Genomic DNA, 21,853 nt, shown 5'->3' with positions numbered 1-21,853 from the left:
TACACTCCTTATCTGCTTTTTTTATTTAATGGATTCACTGGAGAGTCAGCATGATCAAGTCGCGCGCAGCCGTTGCCTTCGAGGCCAAGAAGCCGCTGGAAATCGTAGAAGTTGATGTCGCCATGCCCAAGGCCGGTGAAGTGCTGTTGCGCGTAGTCGCTTCCGGTGTTTGCCATACCGACGCCTACACCTTGTCCGGCGCTGACCCGGAAGGGATTTTCCCTTCGATCCTCGGCCACGAAGGCGGCGCCATCGTTGAGGCGATCGGCGAAGGCGTGACTTCGGTTGCTGTAGGCGATCATGTCATCCCGCTCTACACCCCGGAGTGTGGCCAGTGCAAATTCTGTAAGTCGGGCAAGACCAACCTTTGTCAGGCCATTCGTGCGACCCAGGGCAAAGGCTTGATGCCGGATGGCACTTCGCGTTTTTCCTACAAGGGCGAAACGATTTTCCACTACATGGGTACTTCGACCTTCTCGGAATACACCGTGTTGCCGGAAATCTCCGTGGCCAAAATCGCTAAAGACGCACCGCTGGAAAAGGTCTGCCTGCTCGGTTGCGGCGTCACCACCGGTATCGGTGCAGTGCTCAACACCGCCAAGGTCAAACCGGGCGACACGGTGGCCATTTTTGGTTTGGGCGGCATCGGTCTGTCGGCAGTCATCGGTGCAGTGAAGGCCAAGGCCGCGCGCATCATCGCCATCGACATCAACCCGGCCAAGTTCGAAATCGCCAAGCAGCTGGGTGCGACTGATTGCGTAAACCCTAAAGACTTCGACCGTCCGATTCAGGAAGTCATCGTCGACATGACCGATGGCGGCGTCGACTTTTCCTTCGAGTGCATCGGCAACGTGCAACTGATGCGCGCCGCCCTCGAGTGCTGCCACAAAGGCTGGGGCGAGTCGGTCATCATCGGCGTTGCCGGTGCCGGTCAGGAAATCGCTACCCGCCCGTTCCAGTTGGTCACCGGTCGCGTCTGGCGTGGTTCGGCATTCGGCGGCGTACGTGGCCGCAGCGAATTGCCAAGCTACGTCGACATGGCCCAGAGCGGTGAAATCCCGCTGGATACTTTCATCACCCACACCATGGGTCTGGAAGATATCAACAAGGCGTTCGACCTGATGCACGAAGGCAAGAGCATTCGTACCGTCATCCATTTCTGATCAATCGTGATGTCATGGCTACGAGTCTTGAAGGCTTGTGGCTGTGACCGCGTAGGAGTTTTTACATGAGCCTGGAAAACATCTCCTGTCAGAAGAGTTTTGGCGGTTGGCACAAGCGCTATCGTCACCGTTCCGACGTGCTGGGCTGCGACATGGTGTTTGCCGTGTACCTGCCGCCGCAGGCGGAGCAGGGCGGCAAGCTGCCGGTGTTGTACTGGCTGTCGGGGCTGACCTGTACCGACGAGAACTTCATGCACAAGGCCGGCGCGTTGCGCATGGCGGCTGAACTCGGTCTGATCATCGTCGCGCCGGACACCAGCCCGCGCGGCCCCGATGTGCCGGGCGATCCGGATGGCGCGTGGGACTTTGGTCTCGGTGCCGGGTTTTATCTGAATGCCACGCAGGAACCTTGGTCGCGGCACTATCGGATGCATGACTATGTCGTGCAGGAATTGCCTTCACTGGTTGAAGCGCATTTCCCTGCGTCCGATAAGCGCAGCATCAGCGGCCACTCCATGGGTGGCCACGGTGCGTTGGTGTGCGCCTTGCGCAATCCGGGGCGTTATCAATCGGTGTCGGCCTTTTCTCCGATCAACAACCCGATGGATTGCCCGTGGGGGCAGAAGGCATTCTCGCGTTATCTGGGTGAAGACCGTTCGAAGTGGAAAGAGTGGGATGCCTGCGCGCTGATCGCCGAGGCTGACGAGAAGCTCCCGCTGCTGGTCGATCAAGGTGATCGCGATGATTTCCTCGCGACTCAGCTCAAACCCGAAGCCTTGCAACAAGCGGCAAAACAAGCGGGTCATCCGCTGACGGTGCGCTTGCAACCGGGCTACGACCACAGCTATTTCTTCATCTCAAGCTTTATAGACGACCACTTGCAGCATCACGCACAAGCCCTTCGGGGCTAATGCAGGTAGAATCACGCCCTGACAAAAATCGGGGCGTTTTTTTTATGCGTATTGGCCACGGCTATGATGTGCACCGTTTCGCTGAAGGCGATTTCATTACTCTGGGCGGCGTGCGCATTGCACACAGCTTCGGGCTGCTCGCTCATTCCGACGGTGACGTCCTGCTGCACGCCTTGAGCGATGCCTTGCTCGGCGCGGCTGCGCTGGGTGATATCGGCAAACACTTCCCGGATACCGACCCACAATTCAAGGGCGCCGACAGCCGTGCGTTGTTGCGTCATGTGGTCGGTCTGATCCACGCCAAGGGCTGGAAAGTCGGCAACGTCGATAACACCATCGTTGCCCAGGCGCCGAAAATGGCCCCGCATATCGAATCGATGCGCGCACTGATCGCCGCGGATCTTCAAGTTGAGTTGGATCAAGTGAACGTGAAAGCTACCACCACCGAAAAGCTTGGCTTTGTCGGTCGCGAAGAAGGCATCGCCGTGCACTCCGTTGCCTTGTTGCTGCGCGCATGAATGAACTGCAATTGCTCGGCCCGCGCGCCTACGGCGAACCCCTCGGCACCGCGGTACTGAAAGCCATCGCTGAAGATTTTCAGGTGGATGAAGTGCTGGATATTCCGTTCAGCGGCGACGGCGAACACCTGTGGATCTGGGTGGAAAAACGTGGCCTGAACACCGAAGAAGCCGCACGGCGTATCGCCAAGGCTGCCGGTGTGCCGCTGCGCACTGTCAGCTACGCCGGTCTCAAGGATCGTCAGGCGCTGACCCGCCAGTGGTTCAGCGTGCAACTGCCGGGCAAGGCAGATCCTGATCTGTCGGCGGCGGAAAACGACACGTTGAAAATCCTCAAAACCACTCGCCACAAGCGCAAGCTGCAACGCGGCGCGCATTCGGCGAATGGTTTCACGTTGCGCCTGACGCAATTCGCCGGCGACAAAGCCGCGATTGAAGAGCGCCTGCAACTGATCGTCAAACAAGGTATTCCCAATTATTTCGGCGCCCAGCGTTTCGGCCATGACGGCGGCAACGTCGTCGACGCCCGTTCGTGGGCGGCGCGCAAGGCCCTGCCGGAGCAGCGCAATGTGCGCTCACGCCTGCTGTCGACGGCGCGCAGTTTTCTGTTTAACCAGGTGTTGGCTGCACGTGTGGCGGATGGCACCTGGCAACGTGCGCTGGTTGGCGATCTGCTGGCTTTCACCGATAGCCGTAGCTTCTTCCCGGCCGGTGAAGCTGAATTGAGCGACCCGCGTCTGGCGATTCTCGATCTGCACCCGACCGGCCCGCAGTGGGGTGAAGGTGACTCCCCGGCCGCTGGCGCTGTCCATGATCTGGAGCAGGGGATTGCCGCTCGTGAAGCGGATCTGCGCGATTGGTTGATCAACGCCGGCATGAGTCACGAACGTCGCATCCTGCGGCTGCCCATTGGCGGGTTGACGTGGCATTATCCCCAGCCTGACATTCTGCAACTGGAATTCGTCCTCCCGGCCGGATGCTTCGCCACTGTATTAGTGCGCGAGCTCGTTGATCTGGTGCCGGTGGGGCAGACGGACAGCCCATGCGTATTCTGATTTCTAACGATGATGGGGTAACCGCACCCGGTCTTGCCGCGCTTTATGCTGCGCTGGCGGATTACACCGAGTGCGTGGTTATCGCCCCTGAGCAGGACAAAAGCGGCGCCAGCAGTTCGCTGACGCTCGACCGTCCGTTGCACCCGCAATACCTGGCCAACGGCTTTATCAGCCTCAACGGCACGCCAACCGACTGCGTACATCTGGGCCTGAATGGCTTGCTGGAACGCCAGCCGGACATGGTGGTTTCCGGGATCAACCTCGGCGCCAACCTTGGCGATGACGTGTTGTATTCCGGTACGGTGGCGGCGGCCCTTGAAGGACGTTTCCTCGAGCGACCGTCGTTCGCCTTCTCGCTGGTCTCACGCCAGGTCGATAATCTTCCTACGGCAGCCTACTTTGCGCGCAAACTGGTCGAAGCCCACGCCGGGCTCGATCTGCCGCCGCGCACGGTGCTCAACGTGAACATTCCCAATCTGCCGATCGACCACATTCGCGGCATCCAGCTGACCCGACTGGGGCACCGTGCCCGGGCGGCGGCGCCGATGAAAGTGGTCGACCCGCGTGGCAAGGCCGGTTACTGGATTGCGGCCGCCGGCGATGCCGAAGATGGCGGCCCGGGCACCGACTTTCATGCGGTGATGCAGGGCTATGTTTCGATCACGCCGCTGCAACTCGATCGCACCTTCAACGATGCCTTCAGAAGTCTCGATGGCTGGCTGGAGGGACTGCGCTGATGGCTCGCGAACACGAAGACAGAATGCGTAGCGGCATCGGCATGACGTCCCAGCGCACGCGGGAACGTTTGATCCAGCGTCTGTATGAAGAAGGTCTGTCCAACGCCAAGGTGTTGGAGGTCATCCGACGCACGCCGCGTCACCTGTTCGTCGACGAAGCGTTGGCGCACCGCGCTTATGAAGATACAGCGCTGCCGATCGGCCATAACCAGACCATCTCCCAGCCTTATATGGTGGCGCGCATGAGCGAGCTGCTGTTGGAGGCCGGTCCGTTGGACAAGGTGCTGGAGATCGGCACCGGTTCCGGTTACCAGACTGCCGTGTTGTCGCAACTGGTTGAGCGGGTGTTCTCGGTCGAGCGCATCAAGGTCTTGCAGGATCGGGCCAAGGAACGTCTGGTCGAACTCAATCTGCGCAACGTGGTGTTTCGTTGGGGCGACGGTTGGGAAGGCTGGCCGGCGCTGGCGCCGTACAACGGCATTATTGTCACCGCCGTGGCCACCGATGTGCCGCAAGCGTTGCTTGATCAACTGGCACCGGGCGGGCGCCTGGTGATCCCGGTCGGTTCCGGAGAAGTGCAGCAATTGATGCTGATCGTGCGTGAAGAAAATGGCTTTTCTCGACACGTTTTAGGCGCCGTGCGTTTTGTGCCTTTGCTTAATGGCCCACTGGCCTGAGCATTTATTCAACGGCGCTGAATTCCTTTCGTTGGCCTTGGTCTTACACCGGCAGCGATCGTTTAAACGCAGCAGATTGTCAGCTTGCAAACGTGTGCGTGAAGCGATTTCGCTTCATTAAAGGTAAAGCCGATTCGGCCCGTTATACTTGCGACACCTCATGCCGGAGTTCGGCATTCGAATTTTTCAGCCACCACAAAGGGAGCGGCGGGTGAGTCTCACTGTCATTGCGCAGCGTATGGGTAACACGAGCTTTCAGCGCCTGGTGACTGGCCTTGTCTTGAGCACCTTGCTGGTGGGTTGCTCCAGCACCAAATCGAGCAATGTCCGGGTGGTCGATCGCAACGGCGCGGTCGCACAGCGTCCTACCGTGACGACCGGCCAATATGTAGTCCGTCCGGGCGATACGATGTTTTCCATCGCGTTTCGCTACGGCTGGGACTACAAAGCCCTCGCGGCACGGAACAATATTCCTACGCCGTATACGATCCATCCGGGTCAGACAATTCGCTTCGACGGGCGTACCGGTTCTACGCCGACTGCCGTAGTGAGCAGCGCCAGTTCTTCGCCATCATCGTCCAGCAAAACCACCGTAATCCGGCGCCAGGCAAATGGCACGACGACCACCACAACCCGCGGTTCTACGAGCGCTGTACCGTCCGTCGCCAACAAGCAAACCCCGGCTCCAATGCCTCCAGCCGGTCCGGCCCCGACCGGCTGGGGATGGCCATCTAATGGCATTCTGATTGGTAAATTCTCTTCAAACGGTAGTTTGAATAAAGGAATTGATATCGCCGGAGATTTGGGACAGCCTGTTTTAGCTGCGTCTGATGGGACGGTGGTTTACGCCGGGAGTGGCTTAAGGGGCTACGGCGAATTAGTCATCATCAAACACAGCGAAACCTACGTCAGTGCTTACGGACATAACCGCAGGCTGTTGGTTCGGGAGGGACAGCAGGTCAAAGTCGGACAGACAATTGCCGAAATGGGGTCAACGGGTACAGACCGGGTGAAACTGCATTTTGAGATTCGCCGACAAGGTAAACCAGTAGATCCGCTGCAGTTCCTGCCAAGGCGTTGATTTGCAATCCAGCCTGTTCCGTCGCGTAGAGGGGACAGGCTCCAGCGTTGCCAAGGATAGAGGCGTCGCTTGAGCTTGGGGTCGAACTCACCAAAGGACTATAACAATGGCTCTCAGTAAAGAAGTGCCGGAGTTTGACATCGACGATGAGGTTCTCCTTATGGAGACCGGCATCGATTCGGAATCTTCGATGTCGAATGATGAAGGGGCTGCTCCACCTTCCGTTCGTTCCAAATCCAAACAATCCGCCACACTTAAACAACATAAATACATCGATTACACTCGGGCACTTGATGCCACGCAGCTGTATCTCAACGAAATCGGCTTTTCCCCGTTGCTCTCCCCCGAGGAAGAAGTTCATTTTGCGCGCTTGTCGCAAAGTGGCGATCCGGCGGGGCGCAAGCGCATGATTGAAAGTAACCTGCGGCTGGTGGTGAAAATCGCTCGGCGTTACGTCAATCGGGGGCTGTCGCTGCTGGATCTGATCGAAGAGGGCAACCTTGGCTTGATCCGCGCGGTAGAAAAGTTCGACCCCGAGCGCGGCTTCCGCTTCTCGACCTACGCGACCTGGTGGATTCGTCAAACCATCGAGCGCGCGATCATGAATCAGACCCGGACCATCCGGTTGCCGATCCATGTGGTCAAGGAGCTCAATGTGTACCTGCGGGCTGCACGGGAGCTGACGCAGAAACTCGACCACGAACCTTCACCCGAAGAAATCGCCAACCTGCTGGAAAAACCGGTGGGCGAGGTCAAGCGCATGCTGGGCCTGAACGAGCGTGTTTCTTCGGTCGACGTCTCGCTGGGTCCGGATTCGGATAAAACCCTGCTGGACACACTTACCGATGATCGTCCGACCGATCCGTGCGAACTGCTGCAGGACGATGACCTGTCGCAGAGCATCGATCAGTGGCTGTCGGAGCTGACCGACAAGCAGCGCGAGGTGGTCATCCGCCGCTTCGGCCTGCGCGGCCACGAGAGCAGTACGCTGGAAGATGTAGGCCTGGAGATCGGCCTGACCCGGGAACGGGTAAGACAGATCCAGGTAGAAGGGCTCAAGCGCCTTCGCGAAATCCTTGAAAAGAATGGCCTGTCGAGCGAGTCGCTGTTCCAGTAAGCGCTTCAAACGACCGCCCGCAAAATGCCCCGACTGGTTCGGGGTTTTTTGTTGCCTGAAATCCACGTCGAATCGCGACGTTGTGTGTAGGAGCCTTCGGCAGCTCCTGCAAAAGATATCGGGCGAGATTTGTAGTCTCACTCTGTAAGCCTTTGCTTACTGTTTCGTAAGTGTTCGTTATTTTTACACGGCAGTAGACGTCGATATTTCCAATGGTCTGTTTTTAACTTATTGATTCGTATAATTATTTTCTAATATGAAACGCTTGTGACAGACCGTTTAAGCGTCCAGGACCTGTTGCTCTTACCTAAGAATTCTCTAGTATCCGGGTTGTGTCGACGGACAGACACGCCCTTCAAGGAAGAGGGGAAAGGACATCGCAGGATGCGATTCATCAGGACGATGAAAGGGAACACAGGGAATAGGGAAAAAATGTGGGCGGGTCAAACCGCCCCTTTTTTTGTCTGCAAAAAAGTAAAAACCGCAAAAGCAAAAAGGCCCGCGAGGGGCCTTTTTATCGAGCGCGTGACAGATCAGCGTTCGAGGTCTTTGATCTTACCTTTGACGCCATCCCACTCTTCGGCATCCGGCAGCGATTCTTTCTTCTCGGTGATGTTCGGCCAGATTTCCGCCAACTCAACGTTCAGCTGGATGAATTCCTGCATCTCTTCCGGAACTTCGTCCTCGGAGAAAATGGCTACGGCCGGGCATTCTGGTTCGCACAGGGCACAGTCGATGCACTCATCCGGGTGAATCACCAGGAAGTTCGGGCCTTCGTAAAAGCAGTCCACCGGACAGACTTCTACGCAGTCGGTGTACTTGCACTTGATGCAGTTGTCGGTGACGACGAAGGTCATTTCTAGTTCTCTCCTCAGGCGGCGGCAGCGTTGCCCCTTCACGGTTGGGGTCGCCAGGTTCGGGAGCGATGTCTGCTGGCCAGGCTATTAGCTAGCAGCATCCCAAACCGCGCGAGATTCTAACAGCTTGAAGCCGTTTGCGTTATATCCGCTTCTTCAGTGCTTATATCCGGTTCTTCAGCGCATAGAGCATTTCCAGAGCACGACGAGGAGTCATGTCGTCGATATCCAGTTTAGCCAGCTCATCCAGTACCGGGTGCGGCAGACTGGCGAACATATCGCTCTGCTGCGGCGCTGCGGGTTTTCCCTTGACCGGTTTCGGCGCTTCATGGGGCAGCGCGGTCTCTTCCAGTCGACTGAGATGTTCCCGCGCCCGCACGATGACTTCGCTCGGTACGCCCGCCAGTTGCGCGACCGCCAGGCCGTAGCTCTGACTTGCAGGCCCTGGCAGCACATGGTGCAGGAACACAATGCGCTCGTTATGTTCGGTAGCGTTGAGGTGGACGTTGGCCACCAACGGCTCGGCTTCCGGCAACACGGTCAGTTCGAAATAGTGCGTGGCGAACAGCGTGTAGGCACGCAGATGCGCCAAGCGCTCGGCCGCAGCCCAGGCCAGCGACAGGCCATCGAAGGTGCTCGTGCCGCGTCCGACTTCGTCCATCAGCACCAGACTGCGTTCGGTGGCGTTGTGCAGGATGTTGGCGGTTTCGCTCATTTCCACCATGAAGGTCGAGCGGCCACCGGCCAGGTCATCACTGGAACCGATCCGGGTGAAGATCCGATCAACCAACGACAGTTCGCAACTGGCCGCCGGCACGAAGCTGCCGATGTGTGCGAGCAGCACGATCAAAGCGGTTTGCCGCATGTAGGTGGATTTACCGCCCATGTTCGGGCCGGTGATCACCAGCATTCGCGTGTTGTCATCCAGACTCAGGTCATTGGCCACGAACGGCGTGGTCAGGACTTGCTCGACCACCGGGTGACGACCCTGGGTGATGCGCATGCACGGCTCGCTGACGAAACGCGGGCAGTTCAGATCCAGATTCAGTGCGCGTTCGGCGAGGTTGCTCAGCACGTCCAGTTCAGCCAATGCGCCGGCGGTATCCTGCAATGGCGGCAACTGGCTGATCAGATCTTCCAGCAGCGCCTCATAGAGCATCTTTTCACGAGCAAGGGCGCGGCTCTTGGCCGACAGCGCCTTGTCTTCGAACTCTTTCAGTTCTGGCGTGATAAAACGCTCGGCACCTTTCAAGGTCTGGCGACGGATGTAATCCGCCGGTGCCGATTCGGCTTGCTTGCTCGGCAGCTCGATGAAGTAGCCGTGAATACGGTTGTAGCCGACTTTCAGGTGGGACAGCCCCGTGCGAGCCTTTTCCCGGGCTTCCAGATCGATCAGGAACTGGCCGGCGTTTTCACTCAGCGATTGCAACTCGTCGAGTTCGCTGTCGTAACCGGTCTTCAACACGCCGCCGTCACGGATCACCGCAGGCGGGTTGTCGATAATGGCTTTTTCCAGCAGTGCCGCCAGTTCCGGGTAGGTGCTGGTGGTTGTCGCCAGACTTTGCAGGTGCGGCGCTTCCAGATCGGTCATCGCTACTTGCAGTTCCGGCAGCGCGCCAAGGGCATCGCGCAGGCGCGCAAGGTCACGCGGACGCGCATTGCGCAGGCCGATTCGCGCCAGGATTCGCTCGATGTCGCCGATTTCCTTGAGCTGCGGCTGCAGTTTTTCAAAACGATAGCGGTCGAGCAGGCAAGTGATCGATGTCTGACGCGCCAGCAGCACGGTCAGATCACGCAGCGGGCGGTTCAGCCAACGGGTCAGCAGACGGCTGCCCATGGCGGTCTGGCAGCGATCGACCACCGATTGCAGCGTGTTGTCGCGGCCCCCGGCCAGGTTGGTGTCGAGCTCCAGATTGCGCCGGCTCGCGCCGTCGAGCACAACCGTGTCATCTAGACGTTCGTGGCGCAGGCTGCGCAGGTGGGGCAGGGCGGTGCGCTGGGTTTCCTTGGCGTAGGCCAGCAGGCAACCGGCAGCGCCGATGGCCAGGGTCAGGTTTTCGCAACCGAAGCCCTTCAGGTCCTGGGTGGAAAACTGCTGACAGAGACTTTTCAGCGCCGAATCACGCTCGAAATCCCACGGCGCACGACGCCGCACGCCACGGCGTTTTTCCGCCGGCAGATCCCGCGGCCAGTCATCCGGGATCATCAGTTCCACCGGGTTGACCCGCTCAAGCTCTGCCAGCAGGTTTTCCCAGCCCTTGATTTCCAGCACGGTGAAGTTGCCGCTGGTGATGTCCAGCACCGCCAGACCAAACAGGCGCTCGTCGCCCAGCACGGCGGCGATCAGGTTGTCGCGGCGCTCATCGAGCAGCGCCTCGTCGCTGACAGTGCCCGGTGTGATGATCCGCACCACCTGACGATCAACCGGCCCTTTACTGGTGGCCGGATCGCCGACCTGCTCGCAGATCACCACCGACTCGCCAAGCTTGACCAGTTTCGCCAGGTAACCTTCTGCCGCGTGGTAAGGAATCCCACACATCGGAATCGCCTGTCCCGCCGATTGCCCGCGCGCAGTCAGCGTGATGTCGAGCAGCTTGGCGGCCTTCTTCGCGTCTTCATAGAAGATCTCGTAGAAGTCACCCATGCGGTAGAACATCAGCTGATCCGGGTGCTGATTCTTCAGGCGCCAGTATTGCTGCATCATCGGGGTGTGGGAGGACAGATCGGAGACGGCTTTATTCATCGGATTGTCAGGCAACTCGTTAAAAGATGTAGGGCAAAAGCGGGGACAACGGCCGGGCTTTTCCGCGATGGGCGCAAGGTTACCATGGGGAGTCTGCTCGACGCAGGCATCGCGGGTCGCTGTGCATTTGCTTCGTCGAAAAGACGCTATATGCATCGATTATGCAAATCAGCATTTGTCTTCACGAAAAACTTCAAGCACTATGCGCGTTATGCAAAAACGCAACGTATCCTCCGTCTTAAGAGCACTGCTCGATCAGCACGGGATCTCCCCCACGGAGCTCCACCGTCGCACCGGCGTGCCTCAATCCACTCTCTCGCGGATTCTCAGCGGGAAGATCGTCGATCCTTCGGATAAACATATTTCGAAGATCGCCGAGTACTTCGCCGTGAGCACCGATCAGTTGCGCGGGCGCGCGGATGTCGCGCCGTCGGCGGGTGCCGGGCGCGGTGAAGTACACGCAGAACTCAAGGACATAATGCTGTGGGACGACGACACACCTGTCGATGACGACGAGGTGTCGGTGCCGTTTCTTCGCGAGGTTGAATTGGCAGCAGGATCAGGAAGATTCGTCATCGAAGAGAGCGAGCGCTCTAGCCTGCGCTTCGGCAAGCGCAGCCTGCGCCATAACGGTGTGCAGTTCGACCAGGCCAAATGCGTGACCGTGCGTGGCAACAGCATGTTGCCGGTGTTGCGTGACGGCGCCACCGTGGGTGTCAACGCGGGCAAGTGCGGCATCGGCGACATCATTGATGGTGATCTGTACGCGATCAACCACAACGGCCAGTTGCGGGTGAAGCAGCTCTATCGCTTGCCTACCGGCATTCGCCTGCGCAGCTTCAATCGTGACGAGCATCCGGACGAGGACTACAGCTTCCAGGAAATTCAGGAGGAGCAGATCGTCATCCTTGGTCACGTCTTCTGGTGGGGCATGTACGCCCGGTAATCACACCGCTTTCAGATGAAACCCGCCATTGGCGGGTTTTTTTTCGCCCGTCAAAAGACCTCGGAACCTTGATCTATGCGGCTTTCATGCGTGCGTGCATTTCTTGCGCATAAATAAATGCATCAATGCATTGACTGTATATGCATCCATGCATATTATTGCCACCAAGCCGCTCGACAAAGCGGCTGGAAACGAAAGCTCTTTAGTTCCACAAGAACAGGCAGCGATGAACCGGCCTTAACGGTTCAGAGGGTTGGCAACTGACCCGGGTGTGCAGCGTAAAGCACCACAAGCAGTTATCCGGCGGGCAGGGACCGCGGTCGGAAAAACAATCTGAATGGACTCGTACCGCGCCAGTAGCGCCGAAAAGTCAGCTTCCTTTTTTGAACACAGGATTTAAAGGAAGGCGAAGGAGCGCATTACTGAAAAGCCCGGCCAATGGTCGGGCTTTTTGGAATGCCTGCCTCGTTTAGCGCATTACGCCGTATCACCGGCGTGAAGGCGCCTTCGTTATTGGATGTGATCCCACGGCATTTCCCCTGATACAAAACTCATAATCGAGAGAAAACATATGTTGAAGAAATACCTCGTTCCGCTCCTGTCCTGCGCTGTGCTGCTCGGCACGGGTACAAACATTCTTGCAGCCAACCTGTTGGTCAATGGCAGTTTTGAACAATCGACATGCGGTGGCGGCTGCATTCTGGACACTCCGGCGAAAGCGAATGCCATCACCGGCTGGACAACTTTTTTGTCCGGTGCTGAGTACTTCAATATGCCGAATGCGATTGGCGGCTCTGTGGCTGCGGATGGCGTGATGATCGTTGATCTTGCCAATTATGTTTACGGCAATGGTGGTGGGATTCAGCAGAACTTCGCCACCGCGGTAGGTGCCAAGTATCGACTGACCTTCAGTGCGGGTAACTCCCGGTTTGCCAGCCGCTCCGGCGACGGTGTCGTACAGGTGAAGGTGGCTGGACAAGCAGTCACATTCAACACACCGATGGCTAAGGGCGTTGCAGTTGAGTGGGCCCCCATCACCTACGATTTCACCGCAACTACGTCGCAGACTACAGTGGCGTTTTCCAACGAGCAGAGCCCTAACACCAACTTTGCCTTTATCGACAACGTCATTGTTGAACGTCTGTAACGGCTATAGCCAGAAAGCTGCTGTGTTTACTTCAAGCGTGAAAAGCGCCACCGATCGGGTGTTGCCTGCTCACGCCCCTTTCTTTCATCAATCACCCTCAGGAGGCGTGACATGACAAGCGAGCAACAAGCGTTGGCGGAAATGCCGATCTGGCTGGTCATCCTCCTTGCCGTAGTGGGCGGGGTGTCCGGCGAAATGTGGCGCGCCGACAAAGAGGGCGCCCGTGGCTGGTCACTGCTGCGGCGCCTGGCCCTGCGCTCCGGCGCCTGCATGATCTGCGGCGTGTCGGCGATCATGCTGCTGTATGCCGCAGGGTTGTCGATCTGGGCCGCCGGCGCGTTCGGTTGCCTGACCGCCATGGCCGGCGCCGACGTGGCCATCGGTCTATACGAGCGCTGGGCCGCCAAGCGCATCGGCGTCTGCGAAGTTCCGCCGCGCGACCAGCCTTAACCCTGACTGCTTCTCCGTGCCGCCATTTTGGCGGCAGGGCTGCGCGTGGACGATTGAAAAGGAGGTCATGCATGCCCACACCGATCCAGCAGCCGTCGCAATTGTTTACAGCCATCGCGACGACGCTGCGCAACACCGCCGCGCTCAATATCAATGTCGGCAATCACGACGATTTCACTGCACCCGGCGAACAAGCCTGGGTACTGATCGACATCGAACGTAATGCACCGGGAGAGCGCGCAGCCAACGGGCGTATTGCCCATGTGTTGACGTTGTCACTGCAAGTCATCCCGGCGCTTTCCGCGAGTGCTTTTGCAGCCTGCGATCTGATTGCCGTGTTGAAAAACCTGATCACCGACAACCGCTGGAGCCTGCCCGGCGATCAATGCGATCTGCCGATGAACATCGATGGCTTGCCGTCATTGCTCATCCGCACAGAGCAGCCATACAAAGCCTGGACGTTGTCATTCAACCAGACTCTTTACCTCGGTCCGACCTTGCTCGACGACCCGCTCGGCATCCCGAAATTCGCCCGCACCTGGGAAGTCAGCAACATCGACGACCCCGACCAATACACCACGCTGGAGGCCTGACCGATGTTTGACGCATTACTGCGCATGCAGCTGGGCCCGATCATCGAACGGCTGGCCGAGATGGAAGCGGAGATCGAAGACCTGCACCGACGTGCCGAAAGTTTCTGCCGCATCGGCGTCTGTCAGGAAGTCGACGCCGCGAGCAACACCTGCAAGGTCAGCCACGGTGGATTGCTTACGCCATCGATCAAGTTCTTCAACCCCAGCGCTGGCGCTCAAAGCGAATCGCGGATACCGACGGTGGGTGAGCAGTGCCTGCTGTTCAATTACGGCAGCGGTGAAAGCGGCGCACAGAGCGTGGCTTTGTTCGGCTTGAACAGTGATCGTTTTCCGCCCACCTCGACCATACCGACGCTGACGCGCCGCGTGCATCAGGACGGCAGCGAAAGCGCTTACGACGACGCCACGCACACGCTGAATTGGCTTAACGGCCCGGCGGCTTTCAACGGGTCTCGCGAATCGCTTGAACTGAGCATCGGCCCGGCGCGACTGACGCTGACCCCGCAGGTGATCAACCTGCAACAGGGCGCAGTCGGCCTGACCATTGACGCTTCGGGCGTTCACTTCAGCGGCCCATTGGTGGATCACCAGGGCCGCGTTATCAGCCCCTGATTCGAGAGCCTCCCATGATCGGAATCGATAGAGACAGCGGGGCCACGGTCGACGACTGGCTGCAGTTTGTGCAGCGCGCGACCCGGGCCCTGACCACGCCGCTGGGCACTCGGCAAAAAAGGCCCCTCTATGGCTCGCTGATCCCCACGCTGCTGGGGCAGAACCTCGGTGACGACGTCCTGCTTCTGGCCCAGAGCCACGCGGCGCAGGCGTTCTACAACAAGCAAAACGGCATCGATGATTTTCAGCCGCAAGTGATTGTCGCCAGCCGTCAGGGCGCCGGTCTGTTGCTGCGTTTCGCCGGCACCTGGAAAAACCGTCAACAGACTTTCGAGGTAGTGACATGAGCATGTTGATCCCCGGCCAGAACCAATTGGCCGAACCTTCGCTGATCACCGTCGAAGCCTTCGAAGATTTGCTCGCCGAGTTCAAGACCTTCGTCGTCGAATACGTCGGCGCCCGAGCACCGGACAGCGCAGCGAAACTCAAGAGCAGCCTGGAAAACGAAAGCGAACTGCTGACGCTTGCGCTGGAAGCGTTTTGCGTCCGGCTGCAAACCCACGAACGCAAATACAACGCCCGCATCAAGCAGATGCTGGCGTGGTGGGCGACCGGCAGCAATCTCGATGCACGGCTGGCCGACATGGGCCTGGAGCGGCAGTTGCTCGATCCGGGCGATCCGGCAGCTTTCCCGGCGGTGCCGGCGATTTATGAAAGCGACGACGATGCGCGGCTGCGTTATTACCTCGCGCCCCATGCCCCGGCGGCGGGTTCGCGGATGCAGTATCGCCGTGAGGTGTTCACGCTCGGCGAGCGGCCGACGGTGAAAGTCGAGTCGTCCGATGCCGGCGTGGTGAACGTCACTTACACCTTCAACCCCGACGGCCTCGCCGCGCAGGTCAAGGATGGCAACGGCCGCCGCACAGCGCCCGGCGAAGTGCAGGTCACTGTGCTTTCCCGCGATGGTGACGGCACGCCTTCCGAGGCATTGCTCGATGGCGTTCGCCAACACTTTGCCCGGCCCGATGTTCGCCCGGAAACAGATCGGGTCACGGTCAAGGCTGCCGACATTCAGCGCTACAAAATCCGTGTCGTCGCCAAGATCAACTCTGGCCCCGATTCGGGCCTGACCCAAGTCGCTGCGCAACAACAATTGCAGGCCTACGCCGACAGTTGTCATCGCCTTGAAGGGCGGGTCGATCCGAGCTGGATCGACTACACGTTGCACAGTGCCGGCGCCGTGCAACTGCAAATTCTTGAGCCGGTGGATTCGATCATCACCAGTGCGTTTGAAGCGCCGTACTGCACGGCGGTCGAAGTCGAGGTGCTGACCATATGAGCGATCAAACTCAGCGCCCGACGTTGCTGCCGGCGAACAGTTCGGCACTGGAGCGAGGGCTGGATCTGGGCTTTGGCGCACTGCTTGATCGCATCGCGCCGCCGTTTCCCGAATTGATGAATCCGAGCGAAACGCCTGTCGCGTTTCTGCCGTATCTGGCAGCCGATCGTGGCGTCGCTGAATGGAGCACGACTGCACCGGAAGCGGAAAAGCGCCTGACCGTCGAACTCGCCTGGCCCACCGCGCGCCAGGCCGGCACACGCAAAGCGCTGGAGAACGCCGCCAAGGGTTTGCAACTGCGCCCGGAAATTCGCGCCTGGTACGAACAGACACCGCCCGGCGCGCCGTACAGTTTTTCCGTGCGCGCCTTCAGCGACCAACCCTACAGCGTAGCAATCGACGCTCGTCTCGACCGCCGTCTGGCGGATGCCAAGAGCGAACGGGACATTCTGTCGGTGTCGGTCGGGTTGAGCGCATTCGGCAGCCATTACATCGGCGCCGCGACCTTCTGCGGCGAACTGACCACGGTTTATCCGGTGTTCATCGAAGGGCTCGAAACCTCGGGAGAGGCGTTCATGGCTGCCGGCATGTACACCGTCGAAACATCCACTATTTATCCTCAGGGGGCCTGAATGGCTGACTATTACACCCTGCTCACCAACGCAGGGATTGCCTACGAAACGGCTTGTAAAGCTGCGGGCGTGCCGATCAAGTTGACGCAGATTTCCGTCGGTGACGGCGGCGAGGGCGGGGTCTACAACCCGGCCGCAACCGCCACCGCGCTCAAACGCGAAGTCTGGCGCGGGCCGCTCAATGCGCTGTTCCAGGACGAGAAAAATCCTAGCTGGCTGCTCGCCGAAGTGACCATTCCGCCGGATGTTGGCGGTTGGTATGTGCGGGAAGCGGGGCTGTGGACGGACACTGGCGTTCTCTACGCCATCGTCAAATATCCGGAGTCGTTCAAGCCGATTCTGGCCGACTCGGGGTCGGGTAAAGAGTTCTACATCCGCTCGATTTTCGAGACCAGTAACGCGTCGCTGGTGACATTGTTGATTGATGACACGGTGGTGAAGGCTACGCGTGCGTGGGTCATGAGTTATCTGGCCGAAGAACTCGGCAAACTTGATGGCAAGCAATCGGTGCGCATCGCTGCAACTGGCAACGTGGTGATGAAAGGCGCGCAGCAGATTGACGGTGTGGCGGTAATTGCCGGTGATCGCGTGTTGCTGGCGAACCAGACTTTGGCCAAGGACAACGGCCTATGGATTGCTGCCAACGGTGACTGGGTTCGAGCGAACGATGCCAGCACCAGTGCCAAAGTCACGCCGGGCCTGACGGTGATGGTGGAGGAGGGCACGGCGAACGGTGATTCGCTCTGGCACCTGACTACCAATGCGCCGATCACCTTGGGCACTACTGCACTGACATTCAAGATGCTGGCAGGGCGCACCGGGATTGCTGCCGGTACTTACAAGAGTCTGACCGTTGACGAATACGGCCGGGCGACGGCTGGTGCCAATCCCGAAACGCTGGCCGGGTTCGGTATTAAGGATTCGTACACCAAGGCTGAAGTTGAAGCGCTGATTGCCAAGGCATCGGCATTGCCGGTGGGCTCGATTGTCGCGTTCCCGGTAGATGCTCCGCCGCCGGGGTTTCTGGAACTGGATAACAGCGTCAAGAGCAGCGCTACCTACCCGGACTTGAGCGCCTTTCTGGGCGGCAAGTTCAATAAGGGTGATGAGGGTGTTGGGAATTTCCGCTTGCCTGAGGCGCGTGGGGAGTTTTTGCGCGGTTGGGATCATGGGCGGGGTGTCGACAGTAACCGCGCGGTCGGCAGTTACCAAGTTGACACTTTGCAAAATATAACCGGTGTCTTTGACGGCTATCTTGACATCACGTCGGCAAGTGGTGCGTTTGAAAAAAGTAATCTGAACACTGCGCCGAATCCCGTTAGCCAAAAAAACGCTTATCACGCCGTTACGTTTGATGCCTCCAAGGTAGCGCGTACCTCTTCTGAAACACGTCCACGCAACATTGCTGTCGTTTGGTGCATCAAAGCCTGGAACGCGTCTGTCAATCAGGGAAACATCGACCTGGCTGCGTTGGCTGTAATGGCGCAGCAAGCGACTGAACTGAATCAGGGCACAGCAAAAATCGCCACCCAAGCCCAGGCAGACGCGGGCACTGATGACAAAGCCGTAGTCACTCCCAAAAAAATGCGTTGGGGATTTTCAATTGGCATTTCTGAGAACTTGGGCAGTAGCTACGTTGTATTTCCGACGTGGCTCGGAGGTTTGATCATTCAGTGGGGTATGACGAACGCAATCGCATCCGGCGCAAATTACCTCCAGGCCTTTCCGGTAGCGTTCCCGTTGTTTGTGCCAGCAGTGTTTACGACTTATCCCAATGCTGCAGTGGATGCGCCGACGAGCTCGACCTATATCGGTCAGGTTCGAGCTCAGAGTAAGGCAAACGTGACCATTCGCAACATTGGCCCCACCCCGGCACAATTTTATTTTCTGGCTATCGGCCGTTGAGGCAGAGAACCAGTCGAGGGTTAGCTATGAAGTTCGCAACATTTAGTGAAACCGGTGAGTTGACCGGACGTTATGACTCGGCCCTTCACTCAGTCATTCCTGAACAAGCGGTCGAACTGAGCGATGAAGTTTTTCTCGCCACCAGAACCGATCAAACGGGTGAGTGGAGGCTGTTAGATGGACAGGTCGTAAAAGTACCCTTCGCAATAGCGGAGCCGAATTACCCCGAACTGTTCGCGCAAACGCGGTTCTTGCATGAAACACACGGTATCGCTGTAGAGGGATTGAATATAGAAACAACTCGCGACAGTCAGGCACTTATTGCCAGTACCGGACTGTCAGCGATTCTCGACCCGGAGTACCGATGCAACTTTAAAACGCTGGATGGGTTTGTCCAGCTCGACGCAGCGCAAATTCTGAACATTGCCAGATCTGTCCGGGCTCACGTCCAAGCCTGTTTTGACAGAGAGCTGGACCTGTTGAGTGCATTTGAGTCCGGTACTTACACAGACCAAATGCTCGTGGACGGCTGGCCCGATTCTTCCACGGACACGCCGGTCTCCGCGCATCCATAAACGCCCCGAACCCCGGGGCGTTTTCTTATCCGCCAAAAAAAAACCAACACCCGCCAAAGCCCCTCCCCGAGGGGCTTTCACGTTTATGGAGAAACGAAAAAATGGCAACCCGCCAAACCTACACCGTGCTCGTCCCATTCCCCACCGGCGGTGGGCACTGGTCGAGCGTCGGTCAAGACCTTGATCTGCTCGACGTCGAGGCGAGTGCGTTGCACATCGCTGGTCGACTTGAACTGAAAACACCCTCCACTCAGGCCAAAAAGGCCGCTGCCAAGAAGGCTGACTAAACATGGCTGAGGTTCTGAACTTCGAGCACAACGGCATTACCGTCAATGCCACTGAATCCCCCGAGGCCATGGGTGGCCTGGGTGACAACGTCATCGGTCTAGTCGGCACCGCGCCGAAGGCTGATCCGCTGATTCCGCGTAACGCACCGTTCCGCATCAACAGCTTCACCACCCATGCACTGCTTGATCCGACCGGTTCGGAAGAGGGCACGCTGTATCACGCGGTCTACCAGATCCTCAAAGTGGTCAAGGTGCCGGTGTATGTCGTGATCGTCGAAGCGGGTGCGACCCCGGCCGATACCGTTAACGCAGTGATCGGCGGCGTCGAGCCGGCGACCGGCCGCAAGCTCGGTCTGGCGGCGCTGGGCAGTGTCCCGGAAGACCTGACCATCATCGGCGCGCCGGGCTTCACCGGCACCAAAGCGGTGGCCAGCGAGTTCGCCTCGTTCGGCAAGCGCATCAAGGCCCGTGTGGTGCTGGACGGCAAAGACGCTTCGGTCGCTGACCAGGTTCTGTACAGCCAGGAACTCGGCGGCGCCGACCTCGGTTTCGACCGTTGCCTGGTGGTGCACAACATGCCCGCCGTTTACTCCAAAGCGGCGAAGAAAAACGTCTTCCTGTCGCCTTCCAGCCTGGCGATCGCCGCGCTGGCCAAGGTCAAGCAGTGGGAGAGCCCGGGCAACCAGGTGACCTACGCCGAAGACGTCTCGCGAGTCGTCGAATACAACATCCTCGACACCTCCACCGAAGGCGATCTGCTCAACCGCTACGGCGTCAGCTACTACGCCCGCACCGTGCTCGGCGGCTTCTCGCTGCTGGGTAACCGTTCGATCACCGGCAAGTTCATCAGCTACGTCGGGCTTGAAGATGCAATCAGCCGCAAGTTGGTGAAGGCTGGCCAGAAAGCCATGGCCAAGAACCTGACCAAGTCCTTCATGGATCAAGAGGTCAAGCGCATCAACGACTGGCTGCAAACCCTGGTCGCCGACGAAACCATTCCAGGCGGCAGCGTGTATCTGCACCCGGAACTCAACAGCGTCGAGAAGTACAAGAACGGCACCTGGTACGTGGTCATCGACTACGGCCGCTACGCGCCGAACGAACACATGGTTTATCAACTCAACGCCCGCGATGAAATCATCGAGCAGTTCCTGGAGGACGTTCTCTAATGTTTACCAACCGTAATCGCCAGGCCATCGCGGCCACTCTGCAAGGCCTCCCGCTGTCGGCGACCGTGGAAGAATTTACTCCGCCGAAGATCGAATTCGACGTGGAAGAAATGCGCGGCGGCCGCTTCATTGTTGAAGAAATGGTCAAGGGTGGCAAAGCCCTCAACGCCAAGCTGACCCTGCAAGGCATGGGTACAGAGGTGATGCTGGCGCTGGGTGTGAACCTTGGCGACGACATTCTGCTGAACGTGCGTGAAGCCGGTCAGGATCAGGATGGCAACACCTGGTTCACCTACCACACCGTCGGCGGCAAGCTGAAATCCCTTGAGGAAACTGCGGTGAAAATGGGCGAAAAACCCAAGACCAACCTGGAGTTGTCCTGCCGCACCTACAACCGTCTGGAAAACGGCGTACCGGTGATCGACATCGACGTGCGCACGCAGAAGTTTGTGCTCAACGGCGTCGACATCCTCGGTGATGCGCGGCGTGCGGTGTTGATGCCGTAACCCCCTCCCGATACCGCAAAAACCTGTAGGAGTGAGCCTGCTCGCGATGAGGCCAGCACATGCAATATCGATGTGACTGAAACACCGCTATCGCGAGCAGGCTCACTCCTACAAGGGAATGGTTACACCCCCCAAGAATCACCAAGGAATTCATTCATGTCGTGGATGCCACCCAAGCATGACCTGTTGTCGCCGATTACCGGTGACGACGGCTCGCAGATCGAGACGATCCAGCTCAAGCCGCTGTTCTACGCCGCGCAGAAAGACGCGCTGGAACGTGCCGGCGATGACGAAGACGATCAGTTCTTCGAACTGGCGCTGCTGGCCACCGGGCTCTCGGTCAAGGAACTCGACCAGCTCAAGCGCCCGGACTTTGTGAGCATCGCTCAGTACGTGCACGAAATGTCGACCCGTCCGGCGTCGCACTTTCTCGACCAGGTCGAAGACGCGGAAAAATCCGCCGATCCCGATCAAATCCAACTGCTGCAACCGCTCGCCATCACCGGCCGCACAGTCACTTCGCTGAGCCTGGAAATGCCAGTACTGCGCGCCACCAAAGTGATGAAGAAACTGAAAACGGCCAAGGAACGCGCCGAATTCATCACCGCCCATTGCACCGGCCTGATGATCCCCGATCTGGCCCAGTTGACCGTCCCTGACTGGACTCAGTTGCAGGTGCGCATAGACGATTTTTTAAACCAGCCGGCGGCCTACTTTCGGAACGCGACATCGAAGTAATCCTCGATATCGTCCCGCTCATTTACCCGGTAAGTGAGGCGGAAATTCTGGAATGGGACGCCGAAAAGGCGTTGCGCCGCTACGACATAGCGATC

General features: G+C 58.5%; 24 protein-coding genes. 22 read left to right on the top strand and 2 right to left on the bottom strand.

The genetic code is table 11. The features are described from left to right. Nucleotides 1–50: 50 nt before the first annotated feature. The 8 genes from ICA16_RS16610 (at nucleotide 51) to rpoS (ending at nucleotide 7,259) form a co-directional block, all read left to right on the top strand. Nucleotides 51–1,163, top strand: a complete 1,113-nt coding sequence (locus tag ICA16_RS16610; protein ID WP_042557895.1) for an S-(hydroxymethyl)glutathione dehydrogenase/class III alcohol dehydrogenase — start codon at nucleotides 51–53, stop codon at nucleotides 1,161–1,163. Between the two features lie 65 nt (nucleotides 1,164–1,228). Continuing rightward, nucleotides 1,229–2,074, top strand: a complete 846-nt coding sequence (fghA, locus tag ICA16_RS16605) for an S-formylglutathione hydrolase (protein ID WP_210701066.1) — start codon at nucleotides 1,229–1,231, stop codon at nucleotides 2,072–2,074. Nucleotides 2,075–2,118: 44 nt separating this feature from the next. Continuing rightward, nucleotides 2,119–2,592, top strand: a complete 474-nt coding sequence (gene ispF / locus ICA16_RS16600; RefSeq protein ID WP_042557897.1) for a 2-C-methyl-D-erythritol 2,4-cyclodiphosphate synthase — start codon at nucleotides 2,119–2,121, stop codon at nucleotides 2,590–2,592. After that, on the top strand, nucleotides 2,589–3,647 hold the full coding sequence (gene truD / locus ICA16_RS16595) for a tRNA pseudouridine(13) synthase TruD (protein WP_200613680.1): 1,059 nt from the start codon (nucleotides 2,589–2,591) through the stop codon (nucleotides 3,645–3,647). Before ispF ends, truD begins: the two co-directional genes overlap by 4 nt. Further along, nucleotides 3,635–4,384 (top strand): 5'/3'-nucleotidase SurE, encoded by a 750-nt coding sequence (gene surE, locus ICA16_RS16590; protein ID WP_008081730.1) that lies wholly within the window; start codon nucleotides 3,635–3,637, stop codon nucleotides 4,382–4,384. The genes truD and surE overlap by 13 nt, the downstream gene beginning before the upstream one ends. Before the next feature lie 41 nt (nucleotides 4,385–4,425). After that, entirely contained in the window at nucleotides 4,426–5,061 is a 636-nt protein-coding gene (locus ICA16_RS16585; RefSeq protein WP_170947254.1) for a protein-L-isoaspartate(D-aspartate) O-methyltransferase, read from the top strand. A 211-nt stretch (nucleotides 5,062–5,272) separates the two neighbouring features. Next, on the top strand, nucleotides 5,273–6,142 hold the full coding sequence (locus tag ICA16_RS16580) for a peptidoglycan DD-metalloendopeptidase family protein (protein ID WP_210553881.1): 870 nt from the start codon (nucleotides 5,273–5,275) through the stop codon (nucleotides 6,140–6,142). 106 nt (nucleotides 6,143–6,248) lie between these two features. Continuing rightward, nucleotides 6,249–7,259: an RNA polymerase sigma factor RpoS gene (rpoS, locus tag ICA16_RS16575; RefSeq protein ID WP_150597634.1), complete on the top strand. Its 1,011-nt coding sequence runs from the start codon at nucleotides 6,249–6,251 to the stop codon at nucleotides 7,257–7,259. A 533-nt stretch (nucleotides 7,260–7,792) separates the two neighbouring features. Here the strand turns inward: rpoS and fdxA are convergent. Together fdxA and mutS are read right to left on the bottom strand one after the other, a co-directional pair. After that, nucleotides 7,793–8,116, bottom strand: a complete 324-nt coding sequence (gene fdxA / locus ICA16_RS16570; RefSeq protein ID WP_007908827.1) for a ferredoxin FdxA — start codon at nucleotides 8,114–8,116, stop codon at nucleotides 7,793–7,795. 163 nt (nucleotides 8,117–8,279) lie between these two features. After that, nucleotides 8,280–10,859 carry a DNA mismatch repair protein MutS gene (gene mutS, locus ICA16_RS16565; protein WP_047299922.1) on the bottom strand — a complete coding sequence of 860 codons (2,580 nt, stop codon included), beginning with the start codon at nucleotides 10,857–10,859 and terminating at the stop codon, nucleotides 8,280–8,282. A gap of 202 nt (nucleotides 10,860–11,061) precedes the next feature. On the opposite strand from mutS, the gene ICA16_RS16560 reads away from it, so the two are divergent. From ICA16_RS16560 to ICA16_RS16495, 14 genes are all read left to right on the top strand, one after another. Further along, nucleotides 11,062–11,805: a LexA family transcriptional regulator gene (locus ICA16_RS16560; protein WP_150604695.1), complete on the top strand. Its 744-nt coding sequence runs from the start codon at nucleotides 11,062–11,064 to the stop codon at nucleotides 11,803–11,805. A gap of 571 nt (nucleotides 11,806–12,376) precedes the next feature. Then, nucleotides 12,377–12,952: a DUF642 domain-containing protein gene (locus ICA16_RS16555; RefSeq protein ID WP_210701065.1), complete on the top strand. Its 576-nt coding sequence runs from the start codon at nucleotides 12,377–12,379 to the stop codon at nucleotides 12,950–12,952. A 111-nt stretch (nucleotides 12,953–13,063) separates the two neighbouring features. Continuing rightward, nucleotides 13,064–13,402: a phage holin family protein gene (locus tag ICA16_RS16550; protein WP_047299923.1), complete on the top strand. Its 339-nt coding sequence runs from the start codon at nucleotides 13,064–13,066 to the stop codon at nucleotides 13,400–13,402. 71 nt (nucleotides 13,403–13,473) lie between these two features. Further along, on the top strand, nucleotides 13,474–13,995 hold the full coding sequence (locus tag ICA16_RS16545) for a hypothetical protein (protein ID WP_210701064.1): 522 nt from the start codon (nucleotides 13,474–13,476) through the stop codon (nucleotides 13,993–13,995). Between the two features lie 3 nt (nucleotides 13,996–13,998). Then, complete coding sequence (locus ICA16_RS16540) at nucleotides 13,999–14,607, top strand: phage baseplate assembly protein V (RefSeq protein WP_210701063.1); 609 nt, start codon at nucleotides 13,999–14,001, stop codon at nucleotides 14,605–14,607. A 14-nt stretch (nucleotides 14,608–14,621) separates the two neighbouring features. Further along, a complete protein-coding gene (locus ICA16_RS16535; protein ID WP_016985063.1) occupies nucleotides 14,622–14,954 on the top strand; it encodes a phage baseplate protein in 333 nt (110 codons plus the stop codon). Beyond that, the gene (locus tag ICA16_RS16530) at nucleotides 14,951–15,946 is read left to right on the top strand and encodes a baseplate J/gp47 family protein (protein WP_150618093.1); all 996 of its coding nucleotides are present in this window, start codon (nucleotides 14,951–14,953) and stop codon (nucleotides 15,944–15,946) included. The genes ICA16_RS16535 and ICA16_RS16530 overlap by 4 nt, the downstream gene beginning before the upstream one ends. Next, nucleotides 15,943–16,578 carry a phage tail protein I gene (locus tag ICA16_RS16525; RefSeq protein ID WP_210701062.1) on the top strand — a complete coding sequence of 212 codons (636 nt, stop codon included), beginning with the start codon at nucleotides 15,943–15,945 and terminating at the stop codon, nucleotides 16,576–16,578. Before ICA16_RS16530 ends, ICA16_RS16525 begins: the two co-directional genes overlap by 4 nt. Continuing rightward, nucleotides 16,579–18,483 carry a phage tail-collar fiber domain-containing protein gene (locus tag ICA16_RS16520; protein ID WP_210701061.1) on the top strand — a complete coding sequence of 635 codons (1,905 nt, stop codon included), beginning with the start codon at nucleotides 16,579–16,581 and terminating at the stop codon, nucleotides 18,481–18,483. A 26-nt stretch (nucleotides 18,484–18,509) separates the two neighbouring features. Next, nucleotides 18,510–19,058: a DUF4376 domain-containing protein gene (locus ICA16_RS16515; protein ID WP_210553875.1), complete on the top strand. Its 549-nt coding sequence runs from the start codon at nucleotides 18,510–18,512 to the stop codon at nucleotides 19,056–19,058. Between the two features lie 101 nt (nucleotides 19,059–19,159). Then, complete coding sequence (locus ICA16_RS16510; protein WP_047299930.1) at nucleotides 19,160–19,345, top strand: hypothetical protein; 186 nt, start codon at nucleotides 19,160–19,162, stop codon at nucleotides 19,343–19,345. 2 nt (nucleotides 19,346–19,347) lie between these two features. Then, a complete protein-coding gene (locus ICA16_RS16505) occupies nucleotides 19,348–20,514 on the top strand; it encodes a phage tail sheath protein (protein ID WP_150604687.1) in 1,167 nt (388 codons plus the stop codon). Further along, nucleotides 20,514–21,020 carry a phage major tail tube protein gene (locus tag ICA16_RS16500; RefSeq protein WP_047299932.1) on the top strand — a complete coding sequence of 169 codons (507 nt, stop codon included), beginning with the start codon at nucleotides 20,514–20,516 and terminating at the stop codon, nucleotides 21,018–21,020. Before ICA16_RS16505 ends, ICA16_RS16500 begins: the two co-directional genes overlap by 1 nt. A 156-nt stretch (nucleotides 21,021–21,176) precedes the next feature. Beyond that, nucleotides 21,177–21,758: a phage tail assembly protein gene (locus ICA16_RS16495; protein ID WP_210701060.1), complete on the top strand. Its 582-nt coding sequence runs from the start codon at nucleotides 21,177–21,179 to the stop codon at nucleotides 21,756–21,758. The last annotated feature ends 95 nt before the right edge of the window (nucleotides 21,759–21,853 follow it).

The sequence above is a fragment of the Pseudomonas anatoliensis genome (assembly GCF_017976235.1).
Lineage (GTDB): Bacteria > Pseudomonadota > Gammaproteobacteria > Pseudomonadales > Pseudomonadaceae > Aquipseudomonas > Aquipseudomonas anatoliensis.
Note: the sequence above shows the minus strand (reverse complement) of the source record. Positions and strands in the feature narration are given on the sequence as shown.